The organism is Streptomyces sp. NPDC001351 (assembly GCF_042896045.1).
Lineage (GTDB): Bacteria > Actinomycetota > Actinomycetes > Streptomycetales > Streptomycetaceae > Streptomyces.
Genome location: NZ_JBIAWS010000006.1, coordinates 140,035 through 160,810, shown reverse-complemented (window position 1 = coordinate 160,810; position 20,776 = coordinate 140,035). Strand labels below are relative to the sequence as shown.

General features: G+C 69.5%; 18 protein-coding genes and 2 pseudogenes. 9 read left to right on the top strand and 11 right to left on the bottom strand.

Annotated features, from left to right (window positions below; genetic code table 11):
• Positions 1 to 7 precede the first annotated feature (7 nt).
• Positions 8 to 1,027 (top strand): TIGR03842 family LLM class F420-dependent oxidoreductase, encoded by a 1,020-nt coding sequence (locus ACFY1U_RS23070; protein ID WP_390696001.1) that lies wholly within the window; start codon positions 8 to 10, stop codon positions 1,025 to 1,027.
• Between the two features lie 125 nt (positions 1,028 to 1,152).
• Entirely contained in the window at positions 1,153 to 2,679 is a 1,527-nt protein-coding gene (locus ACFY1U_RS23065) for an NCS1 family nucleobase:cation symporter-1 (protein ID WP_390696000.1), read from the top strand.
• Between the two features lie 27 nt (positions 2,680 to 2,706).
• On the opposite strand, the gene ACFY1U_RS23060 is transcribed toward ACFY1U_RS23065, so the two are convergent.
• From ACFY1U_RS23060 to ACFY1U_RS23025, 8 genes and pseudogenes are all read right to left on the bottom strand, one after another.
• Positions 2,707 to 3,366 carry a hypothetical protein gene (locus ACFY1U_RS23060; protein ID WP_390695999.1) on the bottom strand — a complete coding sequence of 220 codons (660 nt, stop codon included), beginning with the start codon at positions 3,364 to 3,366 and terminating at the stop codon, positions 2,707 to 2,709.
• 430 nt (positions 3,367 to 3,796) lie between these two features.
• On the bottom strand, positions 3,797 to 4,789 hold the full coding sequence (locus tag ACFY1U_RS23055; RefSeq protein WP_390695998.1) for a phospholipase D-like domain-containing protein: 993 nt from the start codon (positions 4,787 to 4,789) through the stop codon (positions 3,797 to 3,799).
• Between the two features lie 278 nt (positions 4,790 to 5,067).
• Complete coding sequence (locus tag ACFY1U_RS23050) at positions 5,068 to 5,904, bottom strand: carbohydrate ABC transporter permease (RefSeq protein ID WP_390695997.1); 837 nt, start codon at positions 5,902 to 5,904, stop codon at positions 5,068 to 5,070.
• A 2-nt stretch (positions 5,905 to 5,906) separates the two neighbouring features.
• Positions 5,907 to 6,896 (bottom strand): carbohydrate ABC transporter permease, encoded by a 990-nt coding sequence (locus ACFY1U_RS23045; RefSeq protein ID WP_390695996.1) that lies wholly within the window; start codon positions 6,894 to 6,896, stop codon positions 5,907 to 5,909.
• Between the two features lie 76 nt (positions 6,897 to 6,972).
• Entirely contained in the window at positions 6,973 to 8,370 is a 1,398-nt protein-coding gene (locus tag ACFY1U_RS23040; protein ID WP_390695995.1) for an ABC transporter substrate-binding protein, read from the bottom strand.
• Positions 8,371 to 8,423: 53 nt separating this feature from the next.
• Positions 8,424 to 9,893, bottom strand: a complete 1,470-nt coding sequence (locus ACFY1U_RS23035; RefSeq protein WP_390695994.1) for a glycoside hydrolase family 32 protein — start codon at positions 9,891 to 9,893, stop codon at positions 8,424 to 8,426.
• A gap of 390 nt (positions 9,894 to 10,283) precedes the next feature.
• Positions 10,284 to 11,342, bottom strand: coding sequence for a LacI family DNA-binding transcriptional regulator (locus ACFY1U_RS23030; RefSeq protein ID WP_390695993.1), 1,059 nt, complete (start codon positions 11,340 to 11,342; stop codon positions 10,284 to 10,286).
• Positions 11,343 to 11,591: 249 nt separating this feature from the next.
• Positions 11,592 to 11,733, bottom strand: a pseudogene (locus tag ACFY1U_RS23025) (Dyp-type peroxidase domain-containing protein); the annotation flags it as partial.
• Positions 11,734 to 11,866: 133 nt separating this feature from the next.
• Between ACFY1U_RS23025 and ACFY1U_RS23020 the strand changes: the two are divergent.
• From ACFY1U_RS23020 to ACFY1U_RS23000, 5 genes are all read left to right on the top strand, one after another.
• On the top strand, positions 11,867 to 13,756 hold the full coding sequence (locus ACFY1U_RS23020) for a gamma-glutamyltransferase family protein (RefSeq protein ID WP_390695992.1): 1,890 nt from the start codon (positions 11,867 to 11,869) through the stop codon (positions 13,754 to 13,756).
• 121 nt (positions 13,757 to 13,877) lie between these two features.
• Positions 13,878 to 14,723, top strand: a complete 846-nt coding sequence (locus tag ACFY1U_RS23015) for an inositol monophosphatase family protein (RefSeq protein WP_390695991.1) — start codon at positions 13,878 to 13,880, stop codon at positions 14,721 to 14,723.
• 132 nt (positions 14,724 to 14,855) lie between these two features.
• Entirely contained in the window at positions 14,856 to 16,265 is a 1,410-nt protein-coding gene (locus tag ACFY1U_RS23010; protein WP_390695990.1) for a phytoene desaturase family protein, read from the top strand.
• The gene (locus ACFY1U_RS23005; RefSeq protein ID WP_390695989.1) at positions 16,262 to 16,774 is read left to right on the top strand and encodes an O-acetyl-ADP-ribose deacetylase; all 513 of its coding nucleotides are present in this window, start codon (positions 16,262 to 16,264) and stop codon (positions 16,772 to 16,774) included. The genes ACFY1U_RS23010 and ACFY1U_RS23005 overlap by 4 nt, the downstream gene beginning before the upstream one ends.
• 341 nt (positions 16,775 to 17,115) lie before the next feature.
• Entirely contained in the window at positions 17,116 to 17,484 is a 369-nt protein-coding gene (locus ACFY1U_RS23000) for a hypothetical protein (protein WP_390695988.1), read from the top strand.
• A 197-nt stretch (positions 17,485 to 17,681) separates the two neighbouring features.
• On the opposite strand, the gene ACFY1U_RS22995 is transcribed toward ACFY1U_RS23000, so the two are convergent.
• From ACFY1U_RS22995 to ACFY1U_RS22985, 3 genes are all read right to left on the bottom strand, one after another.
• Positions 17,682 to 18,284, bottom strand: a complete 603-nt coding sequence (locus ACFY1U_RS22995) for a LuxR C-terminal-related transcriptional regulator (RefSeq protein ID WP_390695987.1) — start codon at positions 18,282 to 18,284, stop codon at positions 17,682 to 17,684.
• Positions 18,285 to 18,828: 544 nt separating this feature from the next.
• A complete protein-coding gene (locus ACFY1U_RS22990; protein WP_390695986.1) occupies positions 18,829 to 18,975 on the bottom strand; it encodes a hypothetical protein in 147 nt (48 codons plus the stop codon).
• Positions 18,939 to 19,412: a hypothetical protein gene (locus ACFY1U_RS22985; RefSeq protein ID WP_390695985.1), complete on the bottom strand. Its 474-nt coding sequence runs from the start codon at positions 19,410 to 19,412 to the stop codon at positions 18,939 to 18,941. The genes ACFY1U_RS22990 and ACFY1U_RS22985 overlap by 37 nt, the downstream gene beginning before the upstream one ends.
• A 17-nt stretch (positions 19,413 to 19,429) precedes the next feature.
• Between ACFY1U_RS22985 and ACFY1U_RS22980 the strand changes: the two are divergent.
• Together ACFY1U_RS22980 and ACFY1U_RS22975 are read left to right on the top strand one after the other, a co-directional pair.
• A pseudogene (locus ACFY1U_RS22980) lies at positions 19,430 to 19,817 on the top strand (winged helix-turn-helix transcriptional regulator).
• Positions 19,818 to 20,349: 532 nt separating this feature from the next.
• A complete protein-coding gene (locus tag ACFY1U_RS22975; RefSeq protein WP_390695984.1) occupies positions 20,350 to 20,733 on the top strand; it encodes a cytochrome P450 in 384 nt (127 codons plus the stop codon).
• Positions 20,734 to 20,776 lie beyond the last annotated feature (43 nt).

The following is a 20,776-nucleotide window of genomic DNA, read 5'->3' as shown; positions in this document are numbered from 1 at the left end:
GGCGCCCATGGACTTCGGACTCGTCCTGCAGACCGACCCGCCGGCCTCGAAGGTCGTCAGCCTGATGAAGCGCGCCGAGCGCAACGGCTTCACCTACGGCTGGACCTTCGACTCCGCCGTGCTGTGGCAGGAACCGTTCGTGATCTACAGTCAGATCCTGTCGAACACCACGAAGTTGAAGGTCGGCCCCATGGTCACCAACCCGGGCACCCGCACCTGGGAGGTCACCGCCTCCACCTTCGCCACCCTCAACGACATGTTCGGCAACCGCACCGTCTGCGGCATCGGCCGCGGCGACTCCGCGATGCGCGTCGCGGGCCGCACCCCGAACACCCTCGCCCGGATCAGCGAGGCCATGAAGGTGATCAGGGCGCTCGGCTCCGGCAAGGAAGCCGACCTCGGCGGCACGGTCATCAGGTTCCCCTGGATCAAGGAGGACGCCGAACTCCCCGTCTGGATGGCCGCGTACGGCCCCAAGGCGCTGAAGATGACCGGCGAGGAGGCCGACGGTTTCATCCTTCAGCTCGCGGACCTCTACCTCACCGAGTACATGGTGAAAGCGGTCAAGGACGCGGCCGTCGCGGCCGGCCGTGACCCCGCCGACGTCAAGATCTGCGTGGCCGCCCCCGCCTATGTCACCGAGGACGACTCGCCCGAGGCGCTCGCCCACGCGCGCGACCAGTGCCGCTGGTTCGGCGGCATGGTCGGCAACCACGTCGCCGACCTCGTCTCCAAGTACGGCGAGCACTCCGCCCAGGTCCCCGAGGAGCTCACCGACTACATCAAGGCCCGCGAGGGGTACGACTACTCCCACCACGGGCGCGCCGACAACCCGGACACCCAGTTCGTACCCGACGAGATCGTCGACCGGTTCTGCGTCATCGGCCCGGTCGAGAAGCACATCGAGAAGCTGAACGCGCTGCGCGAGCTGGGCGTCGACCAGTTCGCCGTCTACGACATGCACGACGCGCAGGAGACCACGATCGACGCGTACGGCGCCCAGGTCATCCCGGCCGTCAACGCCTGAGAACCGTCACCACCGCTCAACTCCCCCTCCCCCCACTCCAGTTCTCCCCTCCCCACCTCCCCGGGGAGGGGACCCGGAGACCCGCACGGCCTTTCCGGACCCACCCTTCATTGATTGGCCTGCCCATGACCGACACCGCTCCCACGGCCATACCGCCGACAGCCCAAGTCACCCTCGCCGACGGGCGGGTGGAGATCGCCCCCGGGTCCCCGCTGCCCAGCGGCCCGTACGCCAACGAGGACCTGCTCCCGGTCCCGGTCGAGAAGCGCACCTGGACCACGTACAACTTCTCCGCCTTGTGGGTCGGCATGGCCCACAACACGGCCTCCTGGACCCTGGCCTCCGGTCTGATCGCCGTCGGCATGGACTGGAAGCAGGCGGTGCTGACCATCGCCCTGGCCAATGTGATCGTGCTGATCCCGATGCTGCTCACCGGGCACGCGGGACCCAAGTACGGCATACCCTTCCCGGTCTTCGCGCGCGCCTCCTTCGGCATCCGCGGCGCCAACCTCCCCGCTGTCGTACGGGCGTTGGTGGCATGCGGCTGGTTCGGCATCCAGACCTGGATCGGCGGTGAGGCGATCTACTTCCTCGCCGGCAAGCTGATCGGCAACGGCTGGTCCGACGCCGGGAAGGTCGGCGGGTACGCCTGGACGATGTGGCTGTCGTTCGCGATCTTCTGGGTCATCCAGGTCGCCATCATCTACCGGGGCATGGAGACCATCCGTCGCTTCGAGAACTGGGCGGCGCCCTTCGTCATCGTCGGCGCGCTGGTGATGCTGATCTGGATGAGCAACAAGGCCGGCGGCTTCGGCCCGCTGCTCGACCAGCCCTCCAAGCTCGGCTGGGGCGGCGGCTTCTGGAAGCTGTTCTGGCCGTCCCTCATGGGCATGATCGGCTTCTGGTCCACGCTGTCGCTGAACATCCCGGACTTCACCCGCTACGGGAAGTCGCAGAAGGCGCAGACCTGGGGCCAGGCGCTCGGCCTGCCCACCACCATGACGCTCTTCGCGCTGCTGTCCGTGCTGGTCACCTCCGGTTCGCAGGCCGTGTACGGGCAGACGGTCTGGGACCCGGTCCAGCTCGCCGCCAAGACGGACAACGTCTTCGGCCTGCTGTACGCGCTGGTGACGGTCCTGGTGGCGACCCTGTCCGTGAACATCGCCGCCAACCTGGTCTCGCCGGCCTTCGACTTCTCCAACATCGCGCCCCGCAAGGTCAGTTTCCGGGCCGGCGCGCTCGCCACCTGCGTCATCGGCGTGCTGATCTTCCCGTGGAAGCTGTACTCCGACCCGCAGGGCTACATCTTCACCTGGCTCGGTCTGGTCGGCGGACTGCTCGGCACGGTCGCCGGCATCCTCATCGCCGACTACTGGATCCTGCGCCGCGGCAGGCTAGACCTCGTCGACCTGTACCGGGCGGGCGGCCGCTACTGGTACGAGGGCGGCTGGAACTGGCGGGCCGTCGTCGCCTTCGTGGTGGGCGGTGTCCTGGCGATCGGCGGCGCCAGCTTCAAGCCGCTGATCGACGGGCGGCCCATCCCGGCGCTGGAACCGCTCGCCGACTACGGCTGGGCGGTCGGCCTCGGCACCTCGATGGTCCTGTACGTGGCGCTGATGCTGCTGCGCGGAAGGGACCGCCTCGAGGCCTGAGCCTTCGCCTTGGGAGGGCAGCCGGTCCTACTGGCTGCCCTTCAGCGCGGTCACGGCGTCCCTCGACGCCTCGATCGCACCCTTGTTGATCTCGTCCGTGCTGGGCGCCTTCTTCGTCTCGAAGTCGCTGCCGTTGTATGTGACGACCACCAGCACGTTGGAGACCTGGGCGAACACCATGCCCTCGCGGGTCTGCTGCTTGTCCTCGGTGGTGAGGTTGACGACGGAGTAGGCCTGGTCACCGAGTCCGGGAACCGCCCCTCCGCCACTCTTGTCCGTAATTCTCTGCTTGTAGGTGCTCTGCGCCGCTTCGTCCGAGTTCATGACTTCGAAGGAGACGTCGAGCCACCGGTAGTCGTAGCCCTTGAGCGCGTTCCAGGAGCAGGTGCGGCGCAGTTTCGCGTCCGTCGACTGGATTTCCTTGCCCGCCGTCTTGGCGCCCGGAACGAGCGACTGGAGCGTCTTCACGGCCACGCTGCCGCACGGTGCCGGGGCGGCGGCGTACGTCTTGGTCTGCGCGGTCGTGGAGGGGGCGGAGGCCGACTGGTTGCCGGTCTGCGGTGCGTCCTTGTGCTCGGCGGTCGGTGTCGCCGCGGGGCCGGACGTCAGCGCCCAGCCCGCCGCGGCCAGCACGACGACCGGGGACAGGCGCGCGGTCAGAGCGAGCGGCAGAGGAAAATCGCGCACGGCACACTTTTCGGTGGGGGACGGTGTGCGGAGGGGGTCCGCACTGCGGACGGGGCGCCAGTCTCACATGAGTCCCTGTGAGACGGAAGTGTCAACTCGCTCCGTGGCCGCGCGGTTACTGTTCAGTCACCATCGGTGGGCATCCGGCGCGCCCGGTCGGCGATGACGACCCGGATGCCGTCATGCCGCTCTACCTCGACATTCTCCCAGGGAGACGCGGCGGACGAGGCAGTGGTCGGTGTGCTCCGGCCGCCGCCAGGGCGCCCGGCCTGATCCCTTCGGCCTGGAGCTCGACGCCTCGGAATTCCGACCGTCGGCGACCCCTGGCGCCCCGAAGGGGCGCGGGGCAGTTTCGATCTGCGGCTCCGCCGCGTGGGCGCGACCAGCCCCCACCGGCCCGCAGTGTCTTCCCCGCACCCCAGCGGTGCGCCTACGCCGCGGTGCCGCCCGCGTAGTCGCTGTTGAATGTCGTCTCGACCGTCGTGGCCACCGACTGTGCCACCCCGGTGCCCGTGAGGATGATGCCCAGCTCACGGTTGTTGGACAGCGAGTTGCTGCTGATGTTCATGGAGCCCGCCTCCACCTCCTGGGTGGACAGGCCGTAGTCGGCGACCATGGCCTTGGCGTGGATGTAGAAGCCGTTGGGGTCGGAGTAGCCGACGACGGTGCCGCCCGCCGCCTTGATCTCGGACACCTCGCTGGAGTAGCTGGACGGACTTTCCAGCACCACCCGCACGGCCACGCCCGCCTTCGCTCTCGCCGCGATGGCGTCGACCACCGTGCTGTCGCTGAACTCCAGTTCCTCGACGTCGAGCGTCTTGGTGGCGGCGTTGACCACGGACAGCAGGCGGTTGCGGGAGTCGGTGGGTGACCAGAGCAGGTGGTCGCCGTCGGTCGGGGTGATCGAGGTGCCGGCGTAGTCGGCGTTGAAGACCTTCTCGATCGCGGCGACGTCACGGGTGTCGTCGGTGAAGACGCCGTAGTCGCGGCCGGTCGCGTAGTACTGGGAGGTGAGATTGCCCGTGAGGACCAGCGACTTGGTGGCGTCCACCGTGATCGTCTTCTGGTGGGTGTAGACGAAACTCGACGACGACCACACCACCCCCACCCCCGCGTTCGTCAGGGCGGTGTACGCCGAGTTGTTGGCGGTCTTGTGCTGGCGGTCGAGGATCACCCGCACGGTGACGCCCTTTTTCTCCAGCGCTATCAGGTCGTTGACGGCCGTGGTGTCCTCCAGCTCGTACATGGTCATGTCGAGGGAGGTGGTGGCCGAGTTGATGAAATTGTAGATGTCCGGCTGGCTGCCGCTCTGAGAGAAGGCGAACGCGGTGTAGCTCGCCGCGTTCGCGGGGACGGCGGTGGCGACGACGGCGGCGCCGGCCGCCAGCGCGACACCCGCGCGCCCGATGACCTTCCACAGCATGTGTGACTCCTGGTCGAGTTGATGCCCACGTGTGGGGGGTGGGTGAGCGTGGGCATGACACCACGCGCGTAGAACGCCCAGGAAGAGAAGGTCGGTGAACACCGGATTACCGGCCCGAAGTGTGAGCGGACAAAGAGGACTTCAGGCAGGTGGGAGGCGGTTCATGCGGTCCCCGCAAGTTCGCAAAATCTTCGTAGGGTGCCCGCAGTGGAATGCGGCGCGCATGGCGTCGCTGCCGGAAGGCCCTGCAGAACGCCATGCGACCCGCACCCGGCAACTCAGCCCTTGACGGCCGAGCTTGCCACGCCCTGGACGAACCAGCGCTGGAAGAACGCGAAGACGATCAGTACGGGCAGGACGAGGAGGACACCGAAGGCGAGAACCTGGCCCCAGTCGACGGGCATCTGGCCCTGGAAGACGCTCATCTCCAGCGGCAGCGGGCGCACCGACGGATCGGAGACCATCAGCACCGGCCACAGGAAGGCCCCCCACTGGGTGAGGAACGTCAGGATCGCGACCGAGGCGAACACCGGCTTCGACATCGGGACGATGATCGCGAAGAAGGTGCGCCAGGGACCGGCGCCGTCGATACGGGCGGCCTCTTCGATGCTCGGCGGGATCGCGCGGAAGAACGTGGCGAACTGGAAGACGGAGAAGGCGTTGGCGATGAAGGGGACGGCCTGGATGTAGATGGTGTTGCGCTGCTCGTTGAACATGTAGAACAGCGGCACGGCGACCGCCTCGAACGGCACCAGCATCAGCAGCAGGACGAGGGTGAAGACGGCGCCCTGGCCGCGCCAGCGCAGTCGGGTGAGGCCGTACGCGGCCATGGAGTTGACGATCAGGTTGCCGAGCACCACGACCGTGGCCACCAGCAGCGAGATGCCCATGAAGCGCCAGAAGTAGCCGGTGGCATCGGAGTCGAAGCTGCTGAGGACTGCGCGGTAGTTGTCGAAGGACAGGTGCGTGGGCAGGAAGCCGGTCAGCCCGTTGAGCACCTGGTCGGACGGCTTGAAGCTGCCCAGGAGCAGGTAGAGGACCGGCAGGACGAAGACGAACGCCAGGACGCTGAGGACGGCGTAGTCGAGGAAGCGGCGCAGGGGTGTGCTGGTCATGATCAGTCCTCGTTGCCGGGGCGGACGACGCGGCGCTGGATGAGGGTCAGGACGACGACGATCAGGAAGAAGACGACGGTGATCGCGGACGCCTGGCCGATGTTGTTCTGGTCGAAGGCGGTGGTGACGGCCTGGTACATCACGGTGCGCGTGGCGTCCTCGTCGAGTCCGCCGCCGTGGACCAGGACGTAGACCTGGTCGAAGACGCGGAAGGACAGCACCGAGGTGAGCATGGCGACGAAGACCAGGGTGCCGCGGATGCCGGGCAGGGTGACGTTCCGGAACTGCTGCCGGCGCGAGGCACGGTCGAGCTGGGCGGCCTCGTAGAGTTCGCCCGGGATCTGCTGGAGGCCGGCGAGCAGGATGACCATCTGGAAGCCGACGCCCTGCCACACGGACAGCACGATGACCGAGGCCATGGCGGTGAGGCCGTCGCCGAGCCAGTCGAAGGCGCCCCAGTTGCCGAAACTCACCGCGTGCAGCGCGGAGTTCAGCAGGCCGTCGCCGCTGCGGGCGAGGATGAGCCGCCAGATGACCGCGACCAGGGCCATGGGGAAGACGACCGGCAGGAAGAACAGCGACCGGAAGACGCCGATCGCCTTCAGCTTGCGGTTGAGGAGGATCGCGAGGGCGAGTGCCAGGCCCGTCTGCAGGGGTACGACGACCACGGCGAAGGTCAGGTTGTTCAGCAGGGCCCGCAGGAACGGGCCGGACATGTCCGGGTCGGTGAAGATGCGCCGGTACTGCTCGATGCCGAAGAAGCGCGGCGGGAGCGGGGAGCCGAGCCGCACGTTGTAGAAGGACAGGACGACGGCATACACGAACGGCACGGCGACGAAGGCGATCAGTCCGCCGAGCGCGGGTGCGGACATCAGCAGTCCGTGCACCAGGTCGCGGTTGGCGCGGCGAGGCCGTACGGGCTTGGCGGACGGCGGTGGCGGGCTCGGCTTGTGCCGGTCGGGTGCGGCGGGTGCGGGGTTCACGGTGGTCACGGTGGGTGTCCTCTGCCGGGCCGGGAGGGACGGGCGCTGTCGGAGTGGGCCCGTCCCTCCCGGCTGCTGGATGCCGCTACTGCAGCTGGTAGCCGTCGTTGTCCGAGAAGTCCTGGTCGATGGCGCGGGCGGCCTTGTCCAGGGCGGACTTCGGGTCGGCGCCGCCGTAGACGTCGCTCAGCGCCTGCGAGAACTTGGCGGTGACCGTGGGGTATCCGGCGGTGACCGGGCGGGTCACGGCGACGCAGGACTTGGTGGTGTTCGTGTCACCGCAGGCCTTGGCGAGCTGGTCGGCGTAGAGCTGCAGGGGGCCGCCCTGCTGGTACAGGCTGCTCTTGGCGAGCGCGCTCCTGGTGCCGGGAGGGGCACCGTTGGCCGTGGTCATCGCGGTGACATTGGTGTCGTTCAGCAGGGAGTCGAGGAAGGCGCCGGCGGCCTTGCCGTTCTTGGTGTTCGCGCCGATGCCCCACGCCCACGAACCCTGCCCGGTCTTGGGGCCGTTGCCGAAGTCGGGCAGCGGCAGCACGACGAGGTCCTTGCCGAGGGCCTTGCTGTAGGCGGGGTACATCCAGTGGCCGACCCAGCTGAGGGCGACGCGGCCCTTGGCGAAGGCGTTGCCGTCGGTGTTGGGGTCGGTGTACTTCTTCCAGGACTGGAAGGTCTTCAGCGCCGAGACCACGGCCGGAGTGTCCAGGGCGCCTTCGGCCTTGCCGCTCTTCAGCAGGGAGCCGCCCGCCGACCAGACGAGGGGGGCGAAGCCGTAGGTGCCCCACTCGTTGGCGAAGCCGCCGCTCTCCTGGAGGTCCAGGCTCTTGCCGTCGGAGTCCTTGGCGGCCAGCTTCTGCACCGCGGCGGTGAACCGGGCCGCGGTCCAGTCGTCGGACAGACCGGTGGGGTACTTGACGCCGGCCGCGTCCAGCAGCTTCTTGTTGCCGTAGATGCCGAGCCCGGAGTCGTACATGCCGAGCCCGTACTGCTTGCCCTCGAACCGGCCCTCCGCCTTGATCGCCGGGGTGGCGTTGGCGAGGGTCTCGGCGGAGACGTAACTGTCGATCGCGGTGAGCTTCTTGTTGTAGACGAAGTTCGCCATGGTCGGGCCGTCGAACTCCATCACGTCCGGCAGCTTGGACGCCTCGGTGGCGGTGATGGTCTTGGTGTAGTCGTTGTCGGGGATCAGCGTCAGCTTGACCTTGACCTTCTTCTGCGAGGAGTTGAAGGTCTTCACCGCGCTCTGCAGGGCGGCCGCCTCACTCGACTGCCCCTGGTGGGCCCAGACGGTGATGGTGCCCCTGCCGCTGCCCTGCTCGGCGGAGGTGCCGGTGCCGCTGCCCCCGCCGCAGGCGGCGAGCGCGGCCAGGGGAAGGGCGAGGGCCAGGGCCGTAGAGGCCGTCCGGCGGGCTCTTGTGGTACCGGCGTTCATCGTGGGTGCCTCCGGTGTGTGGTGCGGGCGAGGGTGGGTGGTGCTCAGGTGCATGGGGGGATCCGGGATCGGCACGCGCCGGTACGGCGACGTGGGCGACGACTCCGTCATGTGGGCTGCCCCTGCGGCAGTTCGGGACCGGCGCTCGGCTCCTTGACCACGAGGGGCAGCAGCTCCCAGGCGTCGACCGCATGGCTCAGGCGGGCGCCCGGCGCGGTGTGGGCCTCAAGGCGCCAGGGGCCGTCCCCGGTCGGGTAGAAGCGCAGGGTGAGCACCTGGCCGGTAGAGGTCAGGAAGATTTCGGCGAGGGAGTGGTCGACGACCAGGCGCAGTTCGACCGGCCGGTCGGCGGGGCAGGGCATCCGGTGGGAGCCGCCGTGGGCGCGGGTGTCCAGCGAGGCGTGGTCGCGGTCGACGACCAGCTCGCCCGCGGCGGCGTCGAGCCGGATGTCGAGATACTCGTCGGGTCCGGTGATCAGCCGCAGGCTCGCCGCTCCGGTCGTCTCCAGACGGGCCGTCAGGTCGAAGGCGCGGCCCACACTGCCCAGTTCGACGGGCTGCGGGCCGTGCGCCACGCCCTCCGCGTGGAGCGCCAACTCGCCGCGCAGGGCGAGGAGTTCGGCGGCTGGCTGCTGGTACAGGGTGCCGTCGGCAGCGACCGAGATCTCACGCGGAAGGGTCAGTACGCCGGCCCATCCGTCCGCGACCGCCCAGTCTCCCGCGCGGGCCTCGGGGGACCAGCCCCACAGCAGCCATCGGTCACCCGGTGCGCGCAGCAGGGCGGGGGCGTAGCAGTCCGGACCGTGGTCCACGAAGGCGGGCGCGCCGGCCTCGAAGGCGTTGCCGTGCTCCTCGCCGACCAGGGCCGTGACGCAGCGTGCGCCGTCGTGGTCGTTCCAGGCGCTGAAGATCAGGGCACCGGGCCGCCCGGAGCGCGGCGGCAGGTACTGGGGGCACTCCCAGCCCTCGCCGGTGTGCAGGTCGGTGCCGGCCACCGGCTCCTGCGCGCGGGCAAGGAAGGGGCCCAGGTAGGTCCAGGTCTCCAGATCGGGCGACTCGTACAGCAGGGCCGCGCCGCGGCCGTCCGCGAGGGCGGCGCCGACCAGCATCCGCCACCGCTCGCCGTCCCGCCACACATAGGGGTCGCGGTACATGGTGCAGTCCTCGGGCCAGGTGGGGACGGCCAGTTGGCCCCGCGGGCCGAAGGTCCGGCCGCCGTCGTGGGAGACGGCGGTGGCGACCGGCTGGTGCTGGGGCGAGCGGTCCCAGCGGTTCGCGGAGTAGAAGGCGACCAGCCGCTCACCGTCGGAGACCGCGTTGCCGGAGAAGCAGCCGTCGGCGTCCACGCCACCCGGGGTGGGGGACAGGGCGATCGGCAGCGTCTCCCAGCTCAGCAGGTCGGGGCTGCGGAAGTGGGCCCAGTGCATGTTCGCGTGCGTCGCGCCGGAGGGGTTGTACTGATGGAAGACGTGATAGTGGCCGTCATGGAAGACCAGTCCGTTGGGGTCGTTGATCCAGTTCCGGGGCGGGCGCAGATGCGCGACGGGCCGGTACGGATCACGGGGCGCGGTGGACACATGCGTGCCTTTCGGTATGTGCGGCAGAGCATGCGAGGACGGACGGTCACCGGGCAGGGCCGGCCACGGTCGCCTCGTGGGACTCGATGAAGGCGCCTTTCACCCCGCGCTCGCTGCCCTCGTGGCATCGCGAGGGAAGCCGGGTCCGGCGCGCCGCCGGCGGCGAGGGGGTGCGGGAAGGCTGTGTGAAGCGCCGACGGTCGCCGGCGGGAAACGCGCGGCTCAGTACTCCGAGGCGCTGTCGGACGTCAGGCGGGAATGCCGCCTCGATCGCTCATTGAAAAGCCCGGGGGACATGTGTGTACCCTCACTGTGTTCCACGTACTGGCAGGACCGACGACCGGTTGCGACGGTCGCCTGTCACGGTGCGATTGCTTCGCCGTCCCGGGGTCAGAGTCGGGGCGGCGAAGTGACCGATGCCCGCGCCACCAGCGGGCAAGGCAGCAATTCCTTGGAGTCCGGGCCCGGTGGCCGGCCCGGAGTCTTCGTGAGCGCGAGCAACTGGGCGACGGCCCGTGCCCCCATCTCGTAGTGCGGGAGCTGAACCGTGCTCAGCTGCGGGTGCACCGACTCGCAGACCAGCTCCTGGTTGTCGAAGCCGATGACCGACAGATCGCCGGGGATGGACAGCCCCAGCTCGGCGGCGGCCCGGTAGGCACCGGCGGCCATCCGGTCGTTGAAGCAGAACAGCGCCGTGGGGCGCCGCTCGGCCGTCAGCAGCCGGAGCGCGGCCCGGTATCCCGTGTCCACGTCACCGCCGACCGTGTTGAACGGCACCGCAGTCTCCGCGGCGACCAGCGACGGGTCGTAGGCGACACCGGCCTCGGCCAGCGCCTTGCGGTAGCCCTCCAACCGGCCCTGCCGCGCGGGCAGATCGACGGTCTGCACGGTCATACCGATCCGGCGGTGGCCATGGTCGATCAGCTCGCGCACGGCCGCGTAACCGCCCTGGACCTCGTCGGGCACCACGGACGGGACGGCGGGGTCGGCCGAGCCCGCGTCGAGCAGCACGGTGGGCGTGGCGCGCAGGGCCTCGGGCAGTTCCACGATGCGGTGGTACATGGCCGCGTACACGATGCCGTCCACCTGCCGCTGCAGCAGCATCTCGATGCTGGTGCGCTCCAGTTCGGCATCGCCGCTGGTGTTGACCAGCAGCAGGACCAGGCCCTCGGCCGCGGCGGCCTCCTGGGCACCCAGGATCATGCGGCCGGCGTGGGGGGTGGTCGCGATCTGGTCGCTGACGAAGCCGATGGTCTGCGACCGCTGTGTCCGCAGCCCGCGGGCAAGACCGTTCGGCGCGTACCCGAGCTCGTCGGCGGCCTTCCAGACGCGCTGACGCGTCTCCTCGCTGATCCGCTTGCCCTCGACCCGGTTCAGGACATGCGACACGGTCGCGGTCGACACACCTGCCGCCGCAGCCACGTCCTTGATCCCGATCCGGCGCGCCATTGCCCCTGCCCAAAGTGGTTGATCCCGGGTTGCCTAATCGTTTAGCCAACCGTGTGGACATGAGAGTGCCCCCGCCGGAAGCCACTGTCAATGGCTCGTTACGAACTCGTGGCCGCGGCATGTCCCGGAGGGCGGCAGGGAGATCGGCCGGGCCGACGGCGATCGGCACGGCACTCCGCACTCGACGGCGGGCCGGCGTCAGGTCGCGAGCGGCCCGCGGCCGTACCGCTCCTTGGTGTCGCGGAGGCCGGGCAGGGCGCGGCGGGGCCTGGCCTTGGCAAGGCCGTAGCGGTCGTCGAAGAGGGAGGCGCCGACACCGACCGTGACGGTGAGGCCCGTCGGCCGGGACGGTCGGGCCGAGGATGCCGTTGTCGGAGGGAGGCGCGTCCACCGAACCGGTTCGCAGTGATCAACCCGGGGCGGGGGTGCCCGGAGAGGGGCCGTGCGCCCCCGTGCTCTTTCTCCCCGGGTTTCACCTGGGGTTGGATGGGGTCGGCCCATGCCCGCAGACATCGAGGTCGGAGATGCATTTCACCACTCGTCCCACCCTCCAGGGCACCTTCGGGATGGTGTCCTCCACCCACTGGCTGGCCTCGCAGTCGGCGATGGCCGTCCTGGAGGACGGCGGCAACGCGTACGACGCGGCCGTGGCCGGGGCGTTCGTGCTGCACGTCGTCGAGCCGCACCTGAACGGGCCGGCCGGCGAGGTGCCGATCCTGCTCGCCCCGGCGGGCGGCGAGGTGCGGGTGCTGTGCGGGCAGGGCGTCGCGCCCGCCGCAGCGACGGTCGCGCACTACCGGGGACTCGGGCTGGAGCTCGTCCCCGGCACCGGGCCGCTCGCCGCCGCCGTGCCCGGCGCGTTCGACGCCTGGATGCTCCTGCTGCGCGACCACGGCACCAAACCCCTCGCCGAGGTCCTCACGTACGCCATCGGGTACGCCGAACACGGCCACGCGCCCGTGGAGAACGTCGGCGCGACCGTCGAGTCGGTACGGCAGCTCTTCGAGACGGAGTGGACGTCGTCGGCGGAGGTCTACCTGCCGGGCGGCAGGGCCCCGCGCCCCGGTGAGCTGCTGCGCAACCCCGCCCTCGCCGCCACCTGGAAGCGGCTGCTCGCCGAGGTCGCCGGTGCGGGAGACCGGGTCGCGCAGATCGAGGCGGCGAGGGAGGTCTGGCGGTCCGGGTTCATCGCCGAGGCCCTGATACGGCAGGCGCAGCGGCCCACCATGGACACCAGCGGTGAGCGCCACACCGGCACCCTCACGGCCGCCGACCTGGCCGGCTGGTCCGCGAGCTACGAGGCGCCGGCGAGGTACGACTGGAACGGCTGGACGCTGTGCAAGGCCGGTCCGTGGAGCCAGGGCCCGGCCTTCCTCCAGCAGCTGGCTCTGCTCCCGCCCGAGCTGCCCGAGTACGGGTCCGCCGACTACGTCCATCTGCTCATCGAGGGCTGCAAGCTCGCCATGGCCGACCGGGAGGCCTGGTACGGGGACGCCGCCGAGGTCCCGCTCGACGAGCTCCTGTCGGCGGACTACAACGCGGCCCGGCGCGACCTCCTCGGCGACAAGGCCTCGTACGAGCTGCGTCCCGGCAGCCCCGGGGGGCGGACCCCGCGGCTGAGCGGGCACGCGCGCGTGGTCGTCACCGACGATCCGGGGTCCGGCCCGATGGGCGCCGGTGAGCCGACGGTCGCCAAGCCGACCACGTCCCCGGTGCCCGGTGAGCCACGCGCGCGTGCAGGTGAGCCGGAGAACGGGAGCGAGCCACGCCCGCGTACCGCGGACCCCGAGGTGCGCGCCGACGGCGCCACCCGTGGCGACACCTGCCACCTCGATGTCGTCGACCGCTGGGGCAACCTGGTCGCGGCCACGCCCAGCGGCGGCTGGCTGCAGTCCAACCCCGTCGTGCCCGAGCTGGGGTTCCCGCTCGGCACGCGGCTGCAGATGACCTGGCTGGAGGAGGGCCTGCCGAACTCGCTGACGCCCGGGCGCCGGCCCCGCACCACCCTCACGCCCTCGATCGCCCTGCGGGACGGTGTGCCGGTCATGGCGTTCGGCACGCCCGGCGGGGACCAGCAGGACCAGTGGCAGCTGCACTTCTTCCTGGCCGTCGCCCTGCGCGGGCAGGTCCGTGGGGGCCTCGACCTGCAGGGCGCCGTCGACGCCCCGAACTGGCACAACGACGGCTTCCCGGGGTCGTTCTACCCGCGCGGTATGCGACCGGGAAGCGTGACGGTCGAGTCCCGCATGGACCCCGGCGTCGTCGAGGAGCTGCGGCGCCGCGGGCACGACGTCACCGTCGGTGACCCCTGGTCGGAAGGCCGGCTGTGCGCGGTCGCCCGGGACCCGGAGACCGGCATCCTGTCGGCCGCCGCGAACCCGCGGGGCATGCAGGGGTACGCGGTCGGTCGCTGACCGCGCACATGGGGCCGCTGATCCAGTACGCCGATGATCCTGTACGCCGAGTTCACGCCGATTCCACCGGGGATCCACCGGCACGGCGGGGATTGTCAGTGGCGCGTGCTCTCATGGAGCCATGATCGAAGAAATGGAAACCATCGACGAGTTTCTCGCCCGCCACTCGGCCGACGTGGAGGAGGCGGTCCGGAAGGCCGCCGCGGCCGAGATCATGCCCCGCTTCCGCCGGCTCGCCGACCACGAGGTCGACCAGAAGGCCGGACCGCACGACCTGGTGACCGACGCCGACCGCCTCGCCGAGCAGTACCTCACGGACGCCCTCGGCGCGCTCCTGCCCGGTTCGCTCGTGGTCGGCGAGGAGGCGGTGCACGCCGACCCGGTGACGTACGAGGCGATACAGGGTGACGCCCCGGTCTGGATCGTCGACCCGGTCGACGGGACACGGCAGTTCGTGCGCGGCGAATCCGGCTTCTGCACACTGGTCGCCCTCGCGCACCGCGGAGTTCTGCTCGCCTCCTGGACGTACGCACCCGCGCTCGACCAACTGGCCACGGCCGCAAGGGGCCGGGGCGCCTTCCTCGACGGCGAGCGGCTGTCCGCAGGCTCGCCGGTCCCCGGCCGGGACCTCCAAGTGGCCACCTCCCACCCGGACTACACGACCGACGAGCAGAAGCGGGCCCTGCTCGGCCTGCGGACCGACGGTGTCGCGTTCCGGTCCTGCGGCTCGGCGGGCCTGGAGTATCTCGCCATAGCCCGTGGCCAGTTGGATGCCGTCGCCTTCTCCTGGGAAGCGGCGTGGGATCACGCGGCGGGCATCCTGCTGGTCGAGGAGGCGGGCGGCGCCCACCTCACGCTCAGCGGGGAGCCCTTCCGCATCACGGGCGGCAACGCCCTTCCCTTCACGGCCGCACGCGACACGGCGACGGCCCGCAGGGTGCACGGACTGCTGTCGGGCACGGTCTGATCCAGGCCTCCGTTCCGGCCGGTCCAGGGGCCTGATCAGCGTGAATCACCCGCCGCCGGTGGCTGTCGGCGCCCCGGCATATCCTGATCCTCAGAGGCCATCGGCTGACGAAGGGGTCCGAAGGTGCCGTCGATGCTCGATGCTGTCGTGGTGGGTGCGGGGCCGAACGGACTGACGGCCGCCGTGGAACTGGCCCGCCGCGGCTTCTCCGTGGCGGTGTTCGAGGCCCGCGACACCGTCGGCGGAGGAGCCCGCACCGAAGAGCTCACCCTGCCAGGCTTCCGGCACGACCCGTGCTCCGCGGCCCACCCCCTCGCCATCAACTCCCCGGCGTTCCGCACCATGCCCCTGGAGCGGTACGGCCTCGAGTGGCTGCACGCCGAGCTGCCCATGGCACACCCCTTCACCGACGGCACCGCCGCCGTGCTGTCCCGCTCGGTCGCCGAGACGGCCGCGTCCTTCGGCCCCCGGGACGCGGGCGCCTACCGCAGACTGGTCGCGCCCTTCCTCCCCAAGTGGGACACCTTGACCCGCGACTTCATGTCCCTGCCGCTCACCGCGCTGCCGCGCGACCCGGTGACCCTCGCCCGCTTCGGCCTGGTCGGCCTGCCCCCGTCGACCTGGCTGACCCGCCGCTTCCAGGACGAGAAGGCCAAGACCCTGTTCGCGGGCCTCGTCGCGCACGTCATGGCCCCGCTGAACGGCTTCGCCACGGGCGCCATCGGCCTGGTCTTCGCCCTGGCCGCACACGCCCGCGGCTGGCCCGTGGCCCGCGGCGGCTCCCAGTCCATCTCCGACGCCCTGACCGCGTACCTCAAGGACCTGGGCGGCCTGGTCCACACGGACTACGAGGTCAAGCGCCTCGACGACCTGCCGCCCGCCCGCGCCTACGTCTTCGACACCTCACCCACCGCCCTGGGCCGCATCGCGGGCTTCCCCCGCTACTACGAGGGCTACAAGTACGGCCCCGGAGTCTTCAAGGTGGACTACGCGCTGGACGGCCCGGTGCCGTGGACCGCCGAGCAGGCCCGCGCCGCCGGCACCGTGCAGATCGGCGCGGACAGCGCGGAGATCGGCACCGCCCTGACCGCGGCCTCGCGGGAGGGCAGAGCACCCGACAAACCCTTCATGATCACGGTCCAGCCCGGCGTCGTCGACCCCACCCGCGCACCCGACGGCAAGCAGGTCTTCTGGGCCTACGGCCACGTACCCAGCGGCTGGACTGGAGACCTCACGGACGCCATGGAACGCCAACTGGAGCGCTTCGCGCCCGGCTTCCGCGACCGCGTCCTCGCCCGCGCCACCGCCGGCCCGCCCGAACTCGCCGCCCGCAACGCCAACTACATCGGCGGCGACATCGCCTCCGGCGCGGTCTCCGGACTCCAGATCCTGCTGCGCCCCAAGCTCTCGCTGTCCCCGTACAGCACCCCCCACCCGGCCGTCTTCATCTGCTCCTCGGCCACCCCACCCGGGCCGGGGGTACACGGCATGTCGGGGCACAACGCGGCGAAGGCGGTCTGGAGGAGGCTGAGGCAGACATGACGCCGACCATCACGCTCGCCAAGGGCGACATCACCCGCGAGAGCGCCGACGCGATCGTCAACGCGGCGAACTCCTCCCTGCTCGGCGGCGGAGGCGTCGACGGCGCCATCCACCGCCGCGGCGGCCCCGCGATCCTGGACGAGTGCCGCACACTCCGCGCCTCCCACTACGGCAAGGGCCTGCCGACGGGCCAGGCGGTCGCCACCACCGCGGGTGACCTGGACGCACGCTGGGTGATCCACACCGTGGGCCCGGTCTGGGCGTCCACCGAGGACCGCTCCGAGCTGCTCGCCTCCTGCTACCGGGAGTCTCTGCGCGTGGCGGACGAGTTGGGTGCGCGGACGGTGGCGTTCCCGGCGATCTCCACCGGCGTCTATCGGTGGCCGATGGAGGACGCGGCTCGTATCGCGGTGGAGACGGTTCGGGACGCTCCGACGGGTGTCGAAGAGGTGCGGTTCGTCCTCTTCGATGACCGGGCGTACGAAGCGTTCTCCCGACAACTCGGCTGAGGAAGCCGTGGTTGGGCATACCCATCGCACCTGAGCCCCCCAAAAACCAGAAAGGCCGACGTCTCAATCTGGGACGTCGGCCTTTCCTGCGTTGCAACGGGGCCGGTCCCATCGAGCGCGGGCGTCCGCACCGCCCTCCTCCCTGCGTTGCGTGTTGAAGATCACCAGAGGCAAATGACTCTATCAGCGTCTTCTCTTCGCACTCATAATCCATAACAACACGACCGTGATTCTGCTGAACCGACGAGATTGCCTCGGGCGGCAGGATCACCCCGCGTTCCCGGTCTCCGGCTGGAATAGGGTCTGAACGGGAAACACCAACTCGTAGAATTGGACTGCTGATGCGTTCCTTCAAGAATCCGAGCCGCATTTTTGCCGCCGCTTCCGCTACCGGAGCGGCGACGCTACTGGCCATTGCCATGGCTGCCGCGCCGGCATCCGCGGCAACTACTTCTCGCATTGCGATCAACGGCAACCTTATATCGCCCGACGCGGCATCGGTGGCTGTCACCGACCCCACGAACGGCACCGATGCCTGCTTTGCGGCCTCTCGCGGAACGACCTTGATCGCCACGGCGGTGTCGGTGAACAGTGGTGACAACGTTCACTTCGACATGTACCGGAAGCCCGGCTGTGGCGACTGGAACTCCGCCGCCTCGTTCAGCCGAGTTGTGCCGGATGACGTCTCCCAGACGTGGAACGTGAACTAAGGCGTTTCATGCTCTCCGGCGATGAGAAAAACCCGGTGGTCGCGATGCGGAATCGCGGCCACCGGGACGGTGGGCCTTCCGGCGTTGCCGCTCCGAGGTGAGGACGGCTGCGGAGATTGATGACGTTCGATGAGGGCTGCACCGGGATCGGCTGGAGATCCGCCAGAACTTCCACCCTACGACTTCACGGCCACCGCTCACTCCGCTCGGCACCACCAATGCCCGTTGCGTGGACTCGGGGGACGCAAGAGCCCGAGCCAGTGCAGTATCGCTTCCGACTGGCTGTGCACTTCGAGCTTCACGTAAATGCGGCTGAGATAGTTTCGGACTGTCTTTTCCGTCAGGGATAGCTTTTTTGAAATATCTCTGATTGTCGCGCCGGAGGCGAGCAGATCCATGACCTGACGTTCTCGCTCGGTGAGCAGTCTCGGCGAATCGGGTGTCCTGCGGGCCCCCGTGCCCGTATGCCCCCGGTCACTCGGTCCTGCTGTCCTTGTTCCGTGGGCAGCTCTGATCTGCTCGGCGGCGATTTCGGGATCGAGAATGCTCGTGCCCATAGAAGCGCAGACAAGAGCTTCCATCACCAGGCAGCCGTACTCGTTTTCCAGTAGATAACCGAGAGCTCCATGGTTGAGCGCCCTGGACACATCACCCCAATCGAGCTCGGGCGCCAACACCACTGCGGGAAGAACTTTGCCTCGCGACTGGGTCGAAAAGCGCCGCACTTCTCCCCCCATGCCGGATCCATAAAAAAGCAACACCTGATCATTTTCCCTTATTTCGCAGGGGTCGCGGATCATGCGACAGCCGATCCCGGAGAGTAGGGGTGGCCTGGTTCCGTGGCGGCTGACCACGACGATCGACAGGGATCCGATGGATAAAGAGGAACTCTGAAATCGAGAACCACACGACATCGCTTTCTCCGGTGGTGGAAAGGTCCTACGCAGTGAGGCGGATGCTGACCCGGCATGGGACGGGGGACGTGGGTGATCGTGCCGGACCGCTTGTGGGTGATCGGGAAGCTGCGTGGCCCCGGGCAGCGGATTCGCCTGGCCTTTCCCTGGTCGTCGGAGCGAGATGTGAGGTACCGGGACGGAAGTTTCAGGCGCTGGGTTGCAGGACGTTGTAGAAGCTGCGCCCGCAGATCCCCGTCGATCGCCGGCATCATGATGCGGGAATCCTGGAGAGCCGCTGGCCGGGACTGTCCTGTGGGCATCGGGGACGCATTTCAAGTTCTCCTGAGTTCCCTTGCCGGGCATGAAGGATTCTTGAGGGAGGTGAATTGTTCATCAACCCGGATGAATGAGATCGAACAACTCCGAGGTGACTCCCTCCAGGGCTTGATCAAGTTCCGTGAGTGTCCTGGTTGTTGGTGATGCCCAGGATGGTGAGTGCTCTTTCGGGTTCGTGACGGATGGCTCGGGTCTTGGCGATGCCGTCGGCTTCGAGGAGCTTCAGGGTGCCGATGGCGAGGTTGCGGATGGTGGCCATGGCGCGGGGTGCGGTGGGGCGTGAATGGTCGAGGCGTCCTCGGCGAACGTGACATCTCGGATGTAGTGGGGGACATTTTCAATGCCAAAGCGCCCGCGAATGGCGGAGGCGAGGACGGCGGGGCGGGTTTGATGGGGCGCGGCGAGGCTGGAGACCGCGTAGACGCTCTCGCGGGTTTCGGGCTGGCCGGTGGGCTTGCGGTGGCGGTGGACCCGGATGACGAGGTGGGCGTGGGGGAAAGCGATGCCGCCGAGGTTGCCAGCGATGGCGCAGGTCTTGATCGAGCGGGACTCGCGGCGGCCGCGGGCGGTGGCGGAGGCGGTGTGCTGGACCTTGACCGAGGTCCAGGGCAGGGCGGAGTGCTGGGTGCAGGCGGTGGGCTGGTTGGTCTGGCTGACGGCGAGAGCAATCTGCCAGGGCGGTCCAAATCCGGGCACTTCGCGGCAGCGCCGGCATCACCCGTGTTGCCGAAGCGCTGAGGGACGAGGCCTGCCCCGTCACCGAGGTGCTCGACCGCGTGGCAGGCAAGCGGAGCATCGGGATCCTGATTGCCGCCGCCCACGGCCCGGTTCGCTTCACCGAACTCGAACCGGCCATCAATGGCATCAGCCGGCGGATGCTCACCCTCAATCTGCGCCGGCTGGAGCGGGACGGCCTGCTCGTTCGTACCGTGCATCCGACCGTGCCGCCCAAGGTCGAGCACAGCCTCACGCCCATGGGCCCGGAGCTGCAGGCGTCGCTGACCGGCCTGGTGGGCCGGGCCGAGCGGCATCGGGCCGCCACTCGCCGAGGCCCGCGCCGCCTACGACACCGCGGCGGAGCAGAGACCCGACGCCGACTGAGCGAGCCCCGACCGGGTCTCGGGCTACTGCGATTCAGCGACAACCGGCGGGGATCCAGGGGGCCGTCATCGGCGTGGCAGGATCCGCATGATCGGCCGGACGAGCCCTGAGCGCTCCGTCGGCAGTGCCGTCGGCCGTCGACAGCGCCGTCGTGGCTGGTCGCGCCCGGCGGCAGAGCCGCAAATCAACACCGCCCCGCGCCCCTTCAGGGCGCTGCCGTACCGCACCGGACTTTGCCGGACCCGCTCAGCTTGCCTCAAACCTTCGTGGCCCAGCCCCGGACCATCGGCCGACACCGTCCTGCCCTCCCGTCTTCCCGCACTGGTATCGGCCCAGGGGGACTACGCGGGCGGGGCGCGCACCTGACAATCAGCGGGGAGGCGCGTGTACCCGGCGCGGCATGGAGGCCGGGGAAAGGACCGGGCCGATGGCGTGCCGCCGACTCGGGGCAGTGAACCTGCCAGACGCTCCGTGTCGGTTGCGCGCCCTGAACGTGGGAGCTGTTCGATACCGACCGATTCCGTCCCGAGCGATGGAGGAGCGGCCGGTCCACCTGTTCAAGCCGCTCGGCAGCAGCGAACGCGCCTGCATCGGCCGTCAGTTCGCGCTGCACGAGGTGACCCTGGTCCTCGCGCTGGTGATCCAGCCCTACCGTCTGATTGACCACACCGACTACCAGCTGAAGATCAAGCAGCCCCTCACCCTCATGCCCGACGATTTCACGCTGAACCTGGCCAGGCGCACCAGCGGTGACCGGCGCCTGCCCACCGCCAAAGGCGTCGACGCGGGCAGCCCCCCGGCCTCCGAGGCCCGGCCGACGATCCGGCGGGCCACGCGAACGACACTGACCCTCCTGCCACGGCTCCAATCTGGGCACCTGCGCGGGCATCGCCCGCGACCTGGTGGCGGACAGTGACGAGCGCGGCTTCACCCCGACCGTCGCTTCCCTCAACGACGCC